15 protein-coding genes are annotated in these 13,004 nt (G+C 69.3%); 4 read left to right on the top strand and 11 right to left on the bottom strand.

Annotated elements, in window-relative coordinates; translation table 11 throughout:
* Positions 1-105 precede the first annotated feature (105 nt).
* The 3 genes from ACFPJ1_RS20830 to ACFPJ1_RS20820 form a co-directional block, all read right to left on the bottom strand.
* On the bottom strand, positions 106-306 hold the full coding sequence (locus tag ACFPJ1_RS20830; RefSeq protein WP_132186816.1) for a cold-shock protein: 201 nt from the start codon (positions 304-306) through the stop codon (positions 106-108).
* Between the two features lie 190 nt (positions 307-496).
* Positions 497-676: a hypothetical protein gene (locus ACFPJ1_RS20825; protein ID WP_380106143.1), complete on the bottom strand. Its 180-nt coding sequence runs from the start codon at positions 674-676 to the stop codon at positions 497-499.
* Positions 673-2,037, bottom strand: a complete 1,365-nt coding sequence (locus ACFPJ1_RS20820) for a PspC domain-containing protein (protein ID WP_380106142.1) — start codon at positions 2,035-2,037, stop codon at positions 673-675. Before ACFPJ1_RS20820 ends, ACFPJ1_RS20825 begins: the two co-directional genes overlap by 4 nt.
* A gap of 210 nt (positions 2,038-2,247) precedes the next feature.
* On the opposite strand from ACFPJ1_RS20820, the gene ACFPJ1_RS20815 reads away from it, so the two are divergent.
* The 3 genes from ACFPJ1_RS20815 (at position 2,248) to ACFPJ1_RS20805 (ending at position 5,848) form a co-directional block, all read left to right on the top strand.
* On the top strand, positions 2,248-3,762 hold the full coding sequence (locus ACFPJ1_RS20815; protein ID WP_380106141.1) for an ATP-binding protein: 1,515 nt from the start codon (positions 2,248-2,250) through the stop codon (positions 3,760-3,762).
* The gene (locus tag ACFPJ1_RS20810; protein WP_132186820.1) at positions 3,759-4,403 is read left to right on the top strand and encodes a response regulator; all 645 of its coding nucleotides are present in this window, start codon (positions 3,759-3,761) and stop codon (positions 4,401-4,403) included. Before ACFPJ1_RS20815 ends, ACFPJ1_RS20810 begins: the two co-directional genes overlap by 4 nt.
* Positions 4,404-4,525: 122 nt before the next feature.
* Positions 4,526-5,848 carry a C1 family peptidase gene (locus tag ACFPJ1_RS20805; protein ID WP_380106139.1) on the top strand — a complete coding sequence of 441 codons (1,323 nt, stop codon included), beginning with the start codon at positions 4,526-4,528 and terminating at the stop codon, positions 5,846-5,848.
* 65 nt (positions 5,849-5,913) lie between these two features.
* On the opposite strand, the gene ACFPJ1_RS20800 is transcribed toward ACFPJ1_RS20805, so the two are convergent.
* Both ACFPJ1_RS20800 and ACFPJ1_RS20795 read right to left on the bottom strand, forming a co-directional pair.
* Complete coding sequence (locus tag ACFPJ1_RS20800) at positions 5,914-6,672, bottom strand: alpha/beta fold hydrolase (protein ID WP_380106138.1); 759 nt, start codon at positions 6,670-6,672, stop codon at positions 5,914-5,916.
* A 64-nt stretch (positions 6,673-6,736) separates the two neighbouring features.
* Positions 6,737-7,603, bottom strand: a complete 867-nt coding sequence (locus ACFPJ1_RS20795) for an SDR family oxidoreductase (RefSeq protein ID WP_380106136.1) — start codon at positions 7,601-7,603, stop codon at positions 6,737-6,739.
* Between the two features lie 100 nt (positions 7,604-7,703).
* Between ACFPJ1_RS20795 and ACFPJ1_RS20790 the strand changes: the two genes are divergently transcribed.
* The gene (locus ACFPJ1_RS20790) at positions 7,704-8,276 is read left to right on the top strand and encodes a TetR/AcrR family transcriptional regulator (protein ID WP_380106135.1); all 573 of its coding nucleotides are present in this window, start codon (positions 7,704-7,706) and stop codon (positions 8,274-8,276) included.
* 12 nt (positions 8,277-8,288) lie between these two features.
* Here the strand turns inward: ACFPJ1_RS20790 and ACFPJ1_RS20785 are convergent, their stop codons facing one another.
* From ACFPJ1_RS20785 to ACFPJ1_RS20760, 6 genes are all read right to left on the bottom strand, one after another.
* A complete protein-coding gene (locus ACFPJ1_RS20785; protein WP_380106134.1) occupies positions 8,289-9,026 on the bottom strand; it encodes a PIG-L deacetylase family protein in 738 nt (245 codons plus the stop codon).
* Positions 9,027-9,131: 105 nt separating this feature from the next.
* Positions 9,132-9,773, bottom strand: a complete 642-nt coding sequence (locus tag ACFPJ1_RS20780; RefSeq protein ID WP_380106133.1) for a ClpP family protease — start codon at positions 9,771-9,773, stop codon at positions 9,132-9,134.
* Positions 9,773-10,408 carry a ClpP family protease gene (locus ACFPJ1_RS20775; protein ID WP_380106131.1) on the bottom strand — a complete coding sequence of 212 codons (636 nt, stop codon included), beginning with the start codon at positions 10,406-10,408 and terminating at the stop codon, positions 9,773-9,775. The genes ACFPJ1_RS20780 and ACFPJ1_RS20775 overlap by 1 nt, the downstream gene beginning before the upstream one ends.
* A 60-nt stretch (positions 10,409-10,468) precedes the next feature.
* Complete coding sequence (locus ACFPJ1_RS20770) at positions 10,469-11,179, bottom strand: response regulator (RefSeq protein WP_380106130.1); 711 nt, start codon at positions 11,177-11,179, stop codon at positions 10,469-10,471.
* Complete coding sequence (locus tag ACFPJ1_RS20765; RefSeq protein WP_380106129.1) at positions 11,176-12,468, bottom strand: sensor histidine kinase; 1,293 nt, start codon at positions 12,466-12,468, stop codon at positions 11,176-11,178. The genes ACFPJ1_RS20770 and ACFPJ1_RS20765 overlap by 4 nt, the downstream gene beginning before the upstream one ends.
* 10 nt (positions 12,469-12,478) lie before the next feature.
* Positions 12,479-12,829 carry a hypothetical protein gene (locus ACFPJ1_RS20760; protein WP_380106128.1) on the bottom strand — a complete coding sequence of 117 codons (351 nt, stop codon included), beginning with the start codon at positions 12,827-12,829 and terminating at the stop codon, positions 12,479-12,481.
* Positions 12,830-13,004: the final 175 nt, after the last annotated feature.

Here is a 13,004-nt window from a genome sequence, read left to right as displayed (position 1 = left end):
AGTGGTCAGGTTACCGGTTGCCCACGCTCCGCGCAGGCACAGTAAAGCCCTGCCCCGGCCGTCGTGAGCGGGACGGCCGGATCAGGGCCTGGTCACTGGGTGCCGTCAGACCGCCTTCACGGCGTCGGCCTCGCGGCCCTTCGGGCCGTCCACCACGTCGAACTCGACCTGCTGGCCGTCCTCCAGGGTCTTGTACCCGTCCGAGACGATCTTGCTCCAGTGGACGAAGACGTCGTCCTGGCCGTCGACGGCGAGGAAGCCGTAGCCCTTGTCGGCGTTGAACCACTTCACGGTGCCGCGCACCATCACTACTCCTGTAGACCTTCAACGGGACCCGCTGCACTCGGGCCCCTAGGGTGCCGGTCGACCGACTCACGGCCGACCGAGCGGTCAACAAGGGTAGCCGAGCCGCACCGGCCGGTTACCGAGTGGTTCACAGTGTGGGTGCCCGGCGTTCTGCGCCGGTTGGTGGTCAGCCGCCGTGCGAGCCGGGTGGTCAGCCGCGTTGCGAGGCGGCCAGGCCGACCACGCCGGCGACCACCAGCAGCAGTGCGGCGGTCAGGCCGAGGTCGTTGTTCTGGACGATGCCGTTGTCGTTCAGGATCCAGATGGTCGCGCTGCCGGAGAGCACGGTGCCGGCGATGATGCCGGGCACATCGGCCTTCGTCCGCTTCATCCGCGCTCCACTGTGATGCTGCCGAGTTTGAGGTGCACGTCCAGGTTGACGGACGACGGACCCTTCTTAGCGTCGTCGCCGAGATCGGTCAACTGCACGTCGGGGTTGTGGCCGCCCTTCTCCTGGCCGAAGGTGATCAGCTCGCCCGCGTCCGCCGACAGGTTGCCGTTGACATCCACGTTCGGCGGGACCTTGATGACCACCTCGCCGACACCGCCGTTCACGACCACCTTGGCGCCCGGCGCGAAGGTCGCCTGGGTCAGGTCCAGGTGCACGGATCCCGCGTCGAACGTGTACGCCGTACTGGTCGCGGTGATCGTCGTGCCGGGGGCGGCGAAGAACTTCACGTCGGCGAAATCACGGGGCATGTTCGGGAAGACCGTGCTCACGGCGACGCCGATGGCCAGCAGGATGCCGAGCGGCAGCAGTGCCAGGGTCCGGCCCAGGAAGCCGCCGACCAGCATGCCGAGGCCGAGCGTGGCCAGGCCGATCACCAGCATCATCGAGGCGCTCGCGCCGGCCGCCCAGGCGATGAGGATCGCGATGCCGGTCAGGGCGACGATCGCCGGCTTCACCCCGCGCAGCCCCTTGGCCGGGGGCTCCGCCTTCGTCCGGGTGGCAGTCGCCGGCGGCTCGTCGACGTACAGGCCCAGGGGGTCGTCCTCGGTCCACACAGGCTGGACCGGGGCGGTCACCCGGTCCTGTGGTCGCTGCGCGGCCGAGGACGACGGGCCCGCCGGGGGAGCTGACGGGCCGCTCTGAGCCGCCGCCGAGTACTGCGGCGCGGCAGAACCTTGGGGAGCCGAGTCCTGTACTCCGGAGCCGGGCGCGGCAGGGTTGAAGGCGCCGGGCGTGGTGGTGCCGGTCGCGGAGGGATCGGCGGGGGTGGTTCCGTTGCCGCCGGTCCAGTGGCCGCCGCGGTGCGACCAGTGCTGCTTGCGTCCCTTGCGGCGGAACACCAGCAGCCACAACAGCCCGAGCACCACCAGCGGACCGGGGATCACCCGGCCGAAGTTGAACGACGACATCATCGCGATCGCAACGAAGACGCAGATGCCGATCACCACGGGCCACAGCCACGGGTGGTCGGGCCGGATCCGGTCGCCGAGCAGGCCCTGGGCCGCCGAGCGGTCGCTGCCCTCGTCCGGCATCAGCACCCAGGCGGCCACGTAGAAGAACAGCCCCGGACCGCTGATGACGAGAACCGCCATCACCACCCGGACCAGCACCGGGTCGATGTTGAGCGCCCGGCCGATGCCGCCGCAGACGCCGGCCAGCATCCTGTCGGACCTGCTCCGCCGCCAGCTCTGCACATCCTTCAGCTGATCGCGGTCGAATCCGCCGCTCGAGTTCTGCTCCATGTCATCGATGGTGTCCCCCCGCGGGCGGCCACAACATAGGGGATACCCCTCGCCGTCCCCGGACGTTACGCAGCGTAAGACCGAGGCGGGAGGCCAGGACTCGGGGATGTCCCCTGGCCGACCCTGAGTCCCGCGGGGGCCGCGGTGAGGAGCCGGCCGGGGAGAAGCCTGCTGGTGTCGGCCCTGTCCGCGTGTGACGATTCTTGGGAGATGACACAACCAGCCGCTTCCGCGCCCGCGGGCGGACCCCCGGCCACCGGGGCTCCGGCCGCCGGTCCGCATGCCCAGGGTCCGCACGGACCGGGCGGCTACGGTCCAGGCGGATTCGGCCCGGGTGCCTACGGCGCACAGGGCCAGGGTCCCTACGCCGGGCAGGCACAGGGTGCCTTCGGCGGGCAAGGGCAGGGTTCCTCCGGAACGGCCGGGCCGCAGCAGCCGGCCGGGAACGAGCCAGCTCCCGTACGCCGTGCCTACCGCCGCGCGGAGGGCCGGGTGCTCAGTGGAGTGGCCGGTGGCATCGCCGATCACCTGGGTGTGTCCGACACCGCGGTACGGCTGGTGTTCATCGCCGGGACCGTCTTCGGCGGCTTCGGCGTCCTCATCTACGCGGCGCTGTGGTTCTTGATGCCTCTCGCGGTCCCGACGATCCAGCCCGTCCCGGCCGCGCCAGGACTGGCGGCCGCGACCCGGAAGGGAATGCGGGCGGATCAGCCGCCGCCGACGGTCTCGCCGGGGACCAAGGAGCGCCGCCGGGAGAAGAACCGCGGACAGTTGACGGCCCTGGTCGTCACCGGCGTCGGCATCCTGCTGCTGTTCCAGGTAGCCGGGTTTGGTATCGCCGGGAAGATGTTCTGGCCGCTGGTGTTCGCGGGCACCGGTCTGGCGCTGATCTGGCGGCAGGCCGACGAAGGCCAGAAGACGGCCTGGACCAACAAGGCACCCACCCTCGGAGCGCTGTTCGGCAAGGGCGGCCTGAAGTCGATCATCCGGGTGGCGGTCGGGCTGATCCTGATCGGGACCGCGGTCACCGTGTTCCTGGTGCAGAACAACCGGCTCTCGATGGTCGGCGACGTCCTGATCGCCCTGTTGCTCGCGGTGATCGGGATCGGCGTCATCGCCGGGCCGTGGGTGCACCGGCTGAGCCGGGACCTGAACGCCGAGCGCGGCGAGCGCATCCGGTCGCAGGAGCGCGCCGACATGGCGGCCCACCTGCACGACTCGGTGCTCCAGACGCTGGCGCTGATCCAGAAGCAGGCGAACGACCCGCGGGCCGTCGTACGGCTGGCTCGGTCGCAGGAGCGTGACCTGCGGTCCTGGTTGTACGACGAGGACGACAACACCGACCAGACCCTGGCTGGAGCGGCCAAACGCGCCGCTGCCGAGGTCGAGGACTCCCATGGTGTCCCGGTCGAGGTGGTCACGGTCGGAGACTGCGACCTGACCGAGGGGTTGTCGGCGATGGTGCGGGCGTCCCGCGAGTCGATGGTGAACGCCGCCAAGCACTCCGGGGCTGACAAGATCGACGTGTTCGTCGAGGTCGACGGGGACCGGGCCGAGATCTTCGTCCGGGACCGCGGCAAGGGCTTCGACGCCGACGGGGTGCCGGAGGACCGGCTGGGCCTGCGGCACAGCGTGATGGGCAGGATGGAACGGCACGGCGGCCGCGCAACGGTGCGGTCGAACCCGGAGACAGGCACCGAAGTGCGACTGGAGATGGACAGATGAGCAACCAGCGGCGAGTAGTCGTGGTGGACGACCACGACATGTTCCGGGCCGGCGTGCGCAGCGAGATCGGTGCTTCGGTGGAGATCGTCGGCGAGGGCGCCGACGTCGACAGTGCGGTGAAGGCGATCATCGCCGGTGAGCCGGACGTGGTCCTGCTCGACGTGCACCTGCCTGGGGGCGGTGGCACCGAGGTGATGAAGCAGGTGCACCAGCGGCACCCGGAGGTCAAGTTCCTGGCGCTGTCGGTGTCCGACGCGGCCGAGGACGTGATCGGTGTGATCCGGGCCGGCGCCCGCGGCTATGTGACCAAGAACATCAGCGGCACCGAACTGGTCGACGCGATCGGCCGGGTGGCCGACGGCGACGCGGTCTTCTCGCCGCGGCTGGCCGGCTTCGTGCTGGACGCGTTCTCCGGCGCGATCGACATCGCCTCGGTCGACGAGGACCTGGACCGGCTGTCCCAGCGCGAGCGCGAGGTACTGCGGCTGATCGCGCGTGGCTACGCCTACAAGGAGGTGGCCCGCGAGCTGTTCATCTCGGTCAAGACGGTCGAGACACACGTCTCCAGCGTGCTGCGCAAGCTCCAACTGTCCAACCGCCACGAACTCACCCGCTGGGCTACCGACCGCCGTCTGGTCTGACTCGTCGGGCGTGTCGACCGGACTTCGCCAGGGGTCGTGGGTGGCGGGTTGTGGACAGGTCACACATTCGCCACCCCGTCAGGGGCGCAAGGAGCTTTGCCGCTGATATACCGTCGACTCTCATGGAGCGGAATCTCACCCCCGAACAGCTCGAGCTCTTCGAGAAGGAGTTCGCATCGCGCCCGTCGTACCGGGTGATGCAGAACGCCGTCACGGAGACGCCGGTCGCCAAGATCGCCCTGGACCGTCAGGTCGTCACCTCGCTCGACCATTCCGTGTCGAACCTGCTGGACGACTGGAAGGTCACGAACCAGAAGAAGAGCGGCCGTTGCTGGCTGTTCGCCGGCCTGAACCTGCTGCGGGTCGGCGCCGCGGACAAGCTCGGGGTGAAGGACTTCGAGTTCTCCCAGAACTACCTGCTGTTCTGGGACAAGTTCGAGCGGTCCAACTTCTTCCTCGAGGCGATGATCGAGACCGCCGGCCGCGACGTCGACGACCGGACGGTGGCGCACCTGCTGTCCGACCCGATCGGTGACGGCGGCCAGTGGAATATGTTCGTCGCGCTGGTCCGCAAGCACGGCCTGGTGCCGAAGGCGGCGATGCCCGAGACCGAGAGCTCGTCGGCCACCGCCCAGCTGAACGACACCCTCCGCAAGGTGCTCCGCCAGGGCGCCCGGGACCTGCGCACCATCGACGGCGTCGAGGCGCAGCGGGCCCGCAAGCAGGAGATCCTGACCACCGTGCACCGGGTGCTGAGCATCCACCTCGGCACGCCGCCGCAGAAGTTCCTGTGGCAGTGGAAGGACAGCGACAAGGGCTTCCACCGCGACGGCTGGACCACCCCGGCCGAGTTCGCCGCGGCGTACGTGACGCTGCCGGTCGACGAGTACGTCTGCATCGTGCACGACCCGCGCGAGTCCAGCCCGACCGGCAAGACCTTCACCGTCGACTACCTCGGCAACGTCATCGACGCCCCGCCGGTGGTCTATCTGAACGTCGAGATGGACCTGATGAAGCAGCTCGCCCAGGACGCGATCGTCGGCGGCGAGCCGGTCTGGTTCGGCTGCGACGTCGGCAAGCAGATGTCGGCCGACCTCGGCTACTGGGACGCCAAGCTGTACGACTACGAGGCCGTCTACGACACCGAGTTCAGCCTGGACAAGGCCGAGCGGCTGCTGCACCACGAGACGCTGATGACGCACGCGATGCTCTTCACCGGCGTCGACCTGGTCGACGGCAAGCCGCGCCGCTGGCGGGTGGAGAACAGCTGGGGTGACGAGAAGGCCGACAGCGGTTTCTGGACCATGAACGACTCGTGGTTCGGTGAGCACGTCTTCGAGATCGCGGTCCGCCGCTCCGCCCTCCCGGCCGAGCTCCAGGCCCGCCTCGACGACGCCCCGATCGTCCTCCCCGCCTGGGACCCGATGGGCGCCCTCGCCGACTGATCCGCTGTACTGCGCCGCCGGCCGGAGACCCCAGGGGTTCTCCGGCCGGCGGCGTTTTCAGAGCTTCATCCCTCGACAGTGAGGGCCTTGCGGACCAGTTCGATCCCTTCCGCTGCTCGTTCCATGGTCGGCAGGTGGCCGGCCCAGGGGAGTTCGACGTAGTCCACGTCGGGCAGTTGCGTGGCCAGGAGTGCCGCGCCCTCGCGGAAGAACTGCAGGTCGTGCGCTCCGCTGAAGAGCTTGACCGGCGCGGTGATCGCGGCCGGAGTCACCTCGTACTCCTCGTTGTCCACGTCGTCGCCCGCGGCCAGCTGTACCTCGAACGCCCGCGCCTGCATGACCCGTAGGAGCTCGCGGGCCTCGGCGTCCGCCTCCGGGCCGAGCCAGATCTTCACGTTGAGCGCGGTCGCGCCGTCGACGTCCCCCGCCTCCAGCAGGCGGTTCTCCTCGGCCCAGAACGCCCGGAGGTCCTCGGTCGGCTCCACCCCGTCCACCGGCGGCGACATCAGTACCAGCCGGTTGAACCTCTCCGGCGCCCTGCTCGCGGCCTGCAGCACGACGTTCGCGCCGTACGACGCCGCGACCACCGCCGTGGTACCGATCCCGAGGTGGTCGAGCAGCGCCAGCACATCCCCGGCATCGGAGTACTTCGCGGCCACCTCCAGCGGCGTCTCGCCGTACCCCCGGAGGTCGAGTGTGATGACCTGATGGTCCCGGCGCAGGTCCTCGACCTGGCCGGCCCACATCCGGGAGTCCGCCACGCCGGCGTGAACCAACAGAACAGCCGGCCCAGTGCCGACCACCGCATGATGAAGTGAAGTCATGCGGCGAGCATCACCGCATCCGTAGCGGACGGCAAACCCTTTGATTCGCCGGCCTGCGCCGCATTCACCGGACTGTGGTGCTTATCTCCTGTTCCTCCGCGGTGAAGTCGGTGGAGAAGGCGAGGTCCTTGGCCGCTTCGAGTTCGTCGAGGCGGGCCGCGAGGGCGCCGCGGACGAACTCGTAGGCGTCGCTGCCGAGGGTGAGCCGACGCGGGGCCGGGGAGACCGCCGCGGAGGCGATGATGGCGTCCGCGATCTTGGCGGGGTCGCCCGGGCCGTTGGCGGTGACGCCGCCCGGAGCCTCGATGTACTGGCGCAACTGCGCGATCGGGGTGTCGTCGTACGCGGCGAGCCGTGGGGCGACCACCAGCGACGGTCCGAACTCGGTGCGGGCGACGCCCGGCTCGACCAGGGTGAGCTCGACGCCGAACGGTGCGACCTCGGCGATGAGCGCCTCGAAGAATCCTTCGACGCCCCACTTCGTCGCGTGGTAGAGGTTCCCGCCGGTGAAGGTGGCCTGGCCCCCGGCGCTCGACAGTTGGATGAACCGGCCGCCTCCTTGAGCCCGCAGGTGCGGCAGCGCCGCCCGGACCAGCTGGATCGGCGCGACCAGGTTGGTGGCGAGCTGCGCGTCGATCGCCTCGTCGCTGAACTCCTCGGCCGCCCCGAAGGTCCCGTACCCGGCGTTCGAGACGATCACGTCGATCCTGCCGAGCTCGGCGAACGCCCGGTCGACGACAGCCCGCAGTACGGGGATGTCGGTGACGTCGAGGGCGGCCGTCCAGAGCAGGTCGCCGTACTTCGCCGCCAGGTCGTCGAGGCGCTCGGGTCGCCGCGCGGTGGCGGCGACACGGTCGCCCCGGGCGAGCAGACGCTCGGTCATCGCTCGCCCGAAGCCGGACGTCGCGCCGGTGATGAACCAGGTGGTCATGGGATCTCCTAGAGAATTTGAATCCAACCGGATGGTTTAAACCATAGAACGAGTGATCGGCAGATTTCAAACCATCCGGTTGGATTGGTACTCTGGCGACATGCCGTACGACTCCGCCGCCACCAGGACGCGGCTGCTGGACGCCGCCTACACCGAGTTCTCCGAGCGGGGACTGGCCGGCGCGCGGGTCGAGCGGATCGCTTCCGTGGCGGCCGCCAACAAGCAGGCGATCTACGCGTACTTCGGGTCCAAGGACGGCCTGTTCGACGCGATGCTGGCCGTTCGCCTGGGTGCTCTCGCCGACACCGCGCCGTTCACCCCGGACGATCTGCCGGGCTACGCAGGCGCGCTGTTCGATGCCTTGCAGGCGAGCCCGGAGATCCTGCGGCTGACCCAATGGAGCTGGCTGGAGCGGGCGGACGTGTCACCCGGCGAGGTCGAGTCCCACCGGGAGAAGGCTCGCGAGATCGCCGCGGCGTCCGGCGGCACCCTCAGCGATGCCCGGGCGATGGACATCCTCGTGCTGGTGATCGGGCTGTCCACCGCCTGGTCCACTACCGCCCCCGAACTCCGCGCGATCGGCGACGACGACCCCGTCACCCGTACCAAGTCCCACCGCGCCGCGGTCGTGGCGGCAGCCACCGCTGTCGTCGAGGCCTTGGGCTCGAACTGACGCAACGTCCCCTCAGCGGAGGCGGATGACGGTGAAGGGCTCGGCGAGGTGGCCATCGGGGAAGCCCGCGGTGGCGGCGTTCTCGCGCATCCACCCCTGGATCATGGTGGGGAGGCCGTCGGGATTCTGGTGCTGGCTGGCGTGTGACATCAGCGCGGCGAGCTTCGCGTCGTACACCTCGGTGATGTCGACATAGTGGTTGCGCTCGGGGTGTTCCATCATCCAGAGCTCGCCCACGTCCCACGCCTTCGGGCCGTCGGCCTCCAGTTCGGGGAACGCGTACGGGTTGCCGGCCGCCGGGTAGAACGCGCGCACGGTGGCTTCGGCCGTCGCCATGTGGTCCGGATGCGAGACCGGTAGGCGGGACCAGTTGCGTTCGGGGGACTGCCCGAGCAGCCGCTGCGGGCGGACCTCGCGGATCACCCGGACGAGGTCGCGGATGAGCTCCCTGCTGGGCTCGACCGATCCGTCCTCGTACCCGAGGAAATGCAGGTCGTGTACGCCGACGTGCTGGGCGGCGGTGGTCTGCTCGGCCCGCCGGACCGCGGGCATCTCAGCACGGTCGCGGTCGGGCTCGAACCCACCGGCCTGGCCGTCGGTGACGATGCAGTAGCTGACCTCGATCCCGGCCCGGGTCCACTTCGCCACCGTGCCGGCGCCGCCGAAGTCGATGTCGTCGGGGTGCGCGACGATCGCGAGCACTCGCTCGATCTCGTCGTCGGGGCGGGGATTCGCAACAGGCACACTCACGTCAGTGACCCTAGCGTCCTCCGCCACCGGGATTTACCCGGAAGACGCCGGCCCACCCCACCGGCCTCTCGCGTGGCCGGCGCCGGCCCGCCTACCACCGCCTGGTCAGGCGCTGGCGGCGGTGGGGTGGATGCCGGCGCCTTCCAGGACGGCGACGGGGAAGCGGTGCTGGATGACCTCGTCGACGACGCCGTACTCGCGGGCCGTCTCCGCCGTCAGGACGTGGTCCCGATCGGTGTCGTGCCGCAGCCGCTCCACCGACTGCCCGGTGTGCGCGGACAGGATCGTCTCCACCTGGCTGCGAACCCGGACCACCTCGTCGGCCTGCAGGATCAGGTCGGGGATCGTCCCCTGTCCGCGGGCGGCGGGCTGGTGCAGGACGACGCGAGCGTGCGGCAGGATCGCCCGCTGACCGGGTGCGCCGGCAGCGAGCAGTACCGCGCCCGCGGCGATCGCCTGCCCGACGCAGAAGGTCGCGATCGGGGACCGGACGAACTGCATGGTGTCGTAGATCGCCAGCATCGCGGTCATGTCACCGCCCTCGCAGTTGATGTAGAGGTTGATCGGCTGCTCCGGCTTGTCGGCCTCCAAGTGGAGTAGCTGGGCGATCATCGCGTTCGCGACGCCGGCGTCGATGCCCGTGCCGAGGTAGATGACGCGTTCGCTCAGCAGATGCGAGTAGACGTCCATGATCCGCTCGCCCCGCGGGTGCTGGGTGATCACGCTGGGAATCGTGTAACTGCTCATCAGGCCGCTCCCGCCTTCACTGCTGCTTGTTCGGTTGCCTGCGTTCCGTGGCTCCGCAGTGGCATCACCTGGTCGAACGACGAGACCACGTGGTCGATGAAGCCGTACTCGAGGGCCTGCTCGGCCGTGTACCAGTGGTCGTGCAGCGAGTCCTCGAACACCGTCGGCCGCGGCTGTCCGGTGTCCTGCGCGATCAACCCGAGCACCGTGTCGCGGATGTGGCGCAGGTCGTTCGCCTGGATCTCGATCTCCACGGCCGATCCGCCGATCCCGGCCGAGCCCTGGTGCAACAGGACCCGCGCGTGGGGCAGGGCGAGCCGCTTCCCCGGCGTACCGGCGGAGAGCAGGAACTGACCAGCACTGCAGGCCAGCCCGAGGACGAGGGTGGAGACGTCGCACGGCACGAGCCGCATGACGTCGCGGATCGCGAGCATCGACGGCACCGAGCCGCCGATCGAGTGGATCCACAAAGCGATGTCGGTGGTGGAATCCTCGGCCGCGAGGGTGAGGATCTGGGTGGCCAGCAGCGTGCCGTTGTCGTCGTTCAACTGGCCGTCGAGGACGACGACCCGTTGCCGGAACAACTGCTGCCGGGACTGCTCGTTGAACAGCAAGACCTTGTTCTCATCGGACATGTCTCCACCCTGGCCGACCGGATGGCCCGACCCCAGGTTTTCTGCTGCTAGCAGGTCTGCTCACAGCCGATCTGGTCGCAGCAGCCCGCGTCGGAAGGCCTCCGCGACCGCGGCCGCGCGATCGTTGACGTCGAGCTTGGCGTAGATGTTCAGCAGGTGACTCTTCACGGTCGCCTCGCTGATGAACAGCTTCGCGGCGGACTCGCGGTTGGTGCTGCCGGCCGCGACCAGTCCGAGGACCTCGAGTTCTCGCTGGCTGAGCAGCGGTTCCACTTCCGGCGTACGGACTCTCTTGACCAGGCGGGTGGCGACCGATGGCGACAGGACGGACTGCCCGGCGGCCGCCGCTCGGACCGCTCGGATGAGTTCGTCGCGGGGTGCGTCCTTGAGCAGGTAGCCGGTCGCGCCCGCCTCGATCGCCGGTACTACGTAGGTGTCGGTGTCGTAGGTGGTCAGGACCAGCACCCGGGCGGTGATGCCGCGGCTCGCGAACTCCCTGATCGCGGTGAGTCCGTCCATACCGGGCATCCGCAGGTCCATCAGGATCACGTCGGGCCGGAGCGCCGGGGCGAGTCTGAGCGCCTCGGCACCGTCGGAAGCCTCACCCAGTACTTCAAACGCGGGGTCCGGCGCGAACATCCCGATCAGCCCGTCCCGGACCACCGGATGGTCGTCCACGATCAACAGCTTGATCGGATCGCCCGCGGGGTTGGGATTCGGGTCGCCTGCGGGGGCGAGGCTCGCGTTTGCGTCGGGGTCGTTGCCCGTCATGCGGTGGCTCCCGCGAAGGTGGCCGGGATGCGGGCGGAGATCGCGGTGCCGTTGCCTGGTTCGGATTCCACCTGCAGGGCGCCGGAGAGTCCTTCGATCCGCTCCCGCATCGCGACCAGGCCGAACCCGCCACCCTCATGCGACTCCTCGCCCCGCTCGACGCCCGCCCGCGTCCGCAGTACAGGGTCCTGGGGTGTGAAGCCGGTGCCGTCGTCGCGGACGTCCAGGGCGATCTCGTGTTCGAGGTAGGACAGGGTGACGCCGACGCGAGTTGCCCTTGCGTGCTTGGCGATGTTGGCGAGCGCCTCCTGCGCGGTCCGAAGCAGCGCGACCTCGGCTTCGGGGTGCATCGGCCGCGGGGTGCCGGTCGTCGTGACCTGGACCGCGATCTTGTGGAGACTCGACCAGCGGTCGGCGACGTCTTCCAACGCATCAGCGAGCCGCGCCGTCTGCAGCGGTTCGGGGCGCAGCGCGTGGACCGATCGGCGCGCCTCCGACAGACTCTCGCGGGCCAGCCCGGTCGCGGCCTCGACGTGCCGGCGCCACTGCGCGGGATCCTCGCCGGCCTGCTCGACCGCCTGCAACTGCGTGATGATCCCGGTCAGTCCCTGCGCCAGGGTGTCGTGGATCTCGCGTGCCATCCGCTGGCGCTCATCGAGTACTCCGGCTTCTCTCGCCTGAGCCAGGAGACGCTCATGCAGGGCGGCGTTCTCGGCCAGCATCGCCTCGAGGTCGCGGTTGGCCTGACTCACCTCCGCGAGGGCGTCATCGCGCTGGTCGTTCTGCTTCGCCCGACGCCATTCGATCCAGGCGTAGCCACACATCGGGACCACGTTCACGACCAGGACGGCGACATACCCGATCAGCCCGAAGGCCGTGGACTTGTCGACGCCTGCGGCCTGCGCGGTACCGGCCAGCATCGCCACCGCGGCGGCGCCGGCCAGCAGCCACGGCCAGCGCAGGACTCTGAAGGCATAGATGTAGGCGACCGGCGCGAAGATCCCGAACCACGGATCCCTGACTACGAGAACGGCCAGGATCGCGATCAGCCCGGCGAAGAAGATCACCATGGTGTGCGGCCGATCCCGCCAACCGGGATGCAGAGTGAACATCCACCCAATCCACAGCGCGGCCGCCGCGCACAACGCCAGATCGACGAGCAGTGACGAGGTCTCGGAGCGCTTGATGATCACGGTGCAGAGCGCCAGCACCGCGAGCACGACGTACGGCGCGACGATGACGACCGGCGACCACGGCCGCCCCCGCACATCCACCGCAAGGCTGCTCACGTCAGCCAATCTAGCGCTCTCCGAACGCAGCCCGAAGGTGCTTGCCATTGACAACCAAGACGACCCCGAGCAGCACCACTCCGCAGACCGCCTGATCGACCTTCATCCAGACGGGGAACATCCCCGGGATCGCGACGATCACCACGATCGCCACCACCATCACCGCCGAAAGCACCCGCAACCGCCGGAAGGCGCCCTTCGAGCCATTCGCCGTCCGGGCGGCGAACACCGACATCAACGTCGCGCTACCCACGACGATGGTCCCTCTGACCCACACCGCATCGGTGACGACCTCCACGTGACGCCGAAGCAGCACGATTGCCGCCAAGGTGAGGACGCTGATCGCCAGATACACCCTCACCAATCCCCGCACCCGACCCAACGCGGCCCTGGTCTCCGCATCCTTCATTTCCGTACCGGCATTTCCCACGACGCGACCTCTCTCCCTGTCCCCTCCAGCCTCGCGACCTCACCTCCTCCCGCGCATCGCCCAACCGGCTGACCGGCAACCAGCCGATCGGCCACCAGTCCTGCGC

The sequence above is a fragment of the Kribbella qitaiheensis genome (genome assembly GCF_042657745.1).
GTDB lineage: Bacteria > Actinomycetota > Actinomycetes > Propionibacteriales > Kribbellaceae > Kribbella > Kribbella qitaiheensis.
This window is presented reverse-complemented; position numbering and strand designations above follow the sequence as displayed.

Coding starts and splice junctions, on each gene's coding strand:
- ACFPJ1_RS20780 (WP_380106133.1), bottom strand. CDS start 9,773: ATGAGCAGTTACACGATTCCCAGCGTGATCACCCAGCACCCGCGGGGC.
- ACFPJ1_RS20800 (WP_380106138.1), bottom strand. CDS start 6,672: ATGACTTCACTTCATCATGCGGTGGTCGGCACTGGGCCGGCTGTTCTG.
- ACFPJ1_RS20830 (WP_132186816.1), bottom strand. CDS start 306: ATGGTGCGCGGCACCGTGAAGTGGTTCAACGCCGACAAGGGCTACGGC.
- ACFPJ1_RS20790 (WP_380106135.1), top strand. CDS start 7,704: ATGCCGTACGACTCCGCCGCCACCAGGACGCGGCTGCTGGACGCCGCC.
- ACFPJ1_RS20810 (WP_132186820.1), top strand. CDS start 3,759: ATGAGCAACCAGCGGCGAGTAGTCGTGGTGGACGACCACGACATGTTC.
- ACFPJ1_RS20770 (WP_380106130.1), bottom strand. CDS start 11,179: ATGACGGGCAACGACCCCGACGCAAACGCGAGCCTCGCCCCCGCAGGC.
- ACFPJ1_RS20825 (WP_380106143.1), bottom strand. CDS start 676: ATGAAGCGGACGAAGGCCGATGTGCCCGGCATCATCGCCGGCACCGTG.
- ACFPJ1_RS20805 (WP_380106139.1), top strand. CDS start 4,526: ATGGAGCGGAATCTCACCCCCGAACAGCTCGAGCTCTTCGAGAAGGAG.
- ACFPJ1_RS20795 (WP_380106136.1), bottom strand. CDS start 7,603: ATGACCACCTGGTTCATCACCGGCGCGACGTCCGGCTTCGGGCGAGCG.
- ACFPJ1_RS20820 (WP_380106142.1), bottom strand. CDS start 2,037: ATGGAGCAGAACTCGAGCGGCGGATTCGACCGCGATCAGCTGAAGGAT.
- ACFPJ1_RS20775 (WP_380106131.1), bottom strand. CDS start 10,408: ATGTCCGATGAGAACAAGGTCTTGCTGTTCAACGAGCAGTCCCGGCAG.
- ACFPJ1_RS20815 (WP_380106141.1), top strand. CDS start 2,248: ATGACACAACCAGCCGCTTCCGCGCCCGCGGGCGGACCCCCGGCCACC.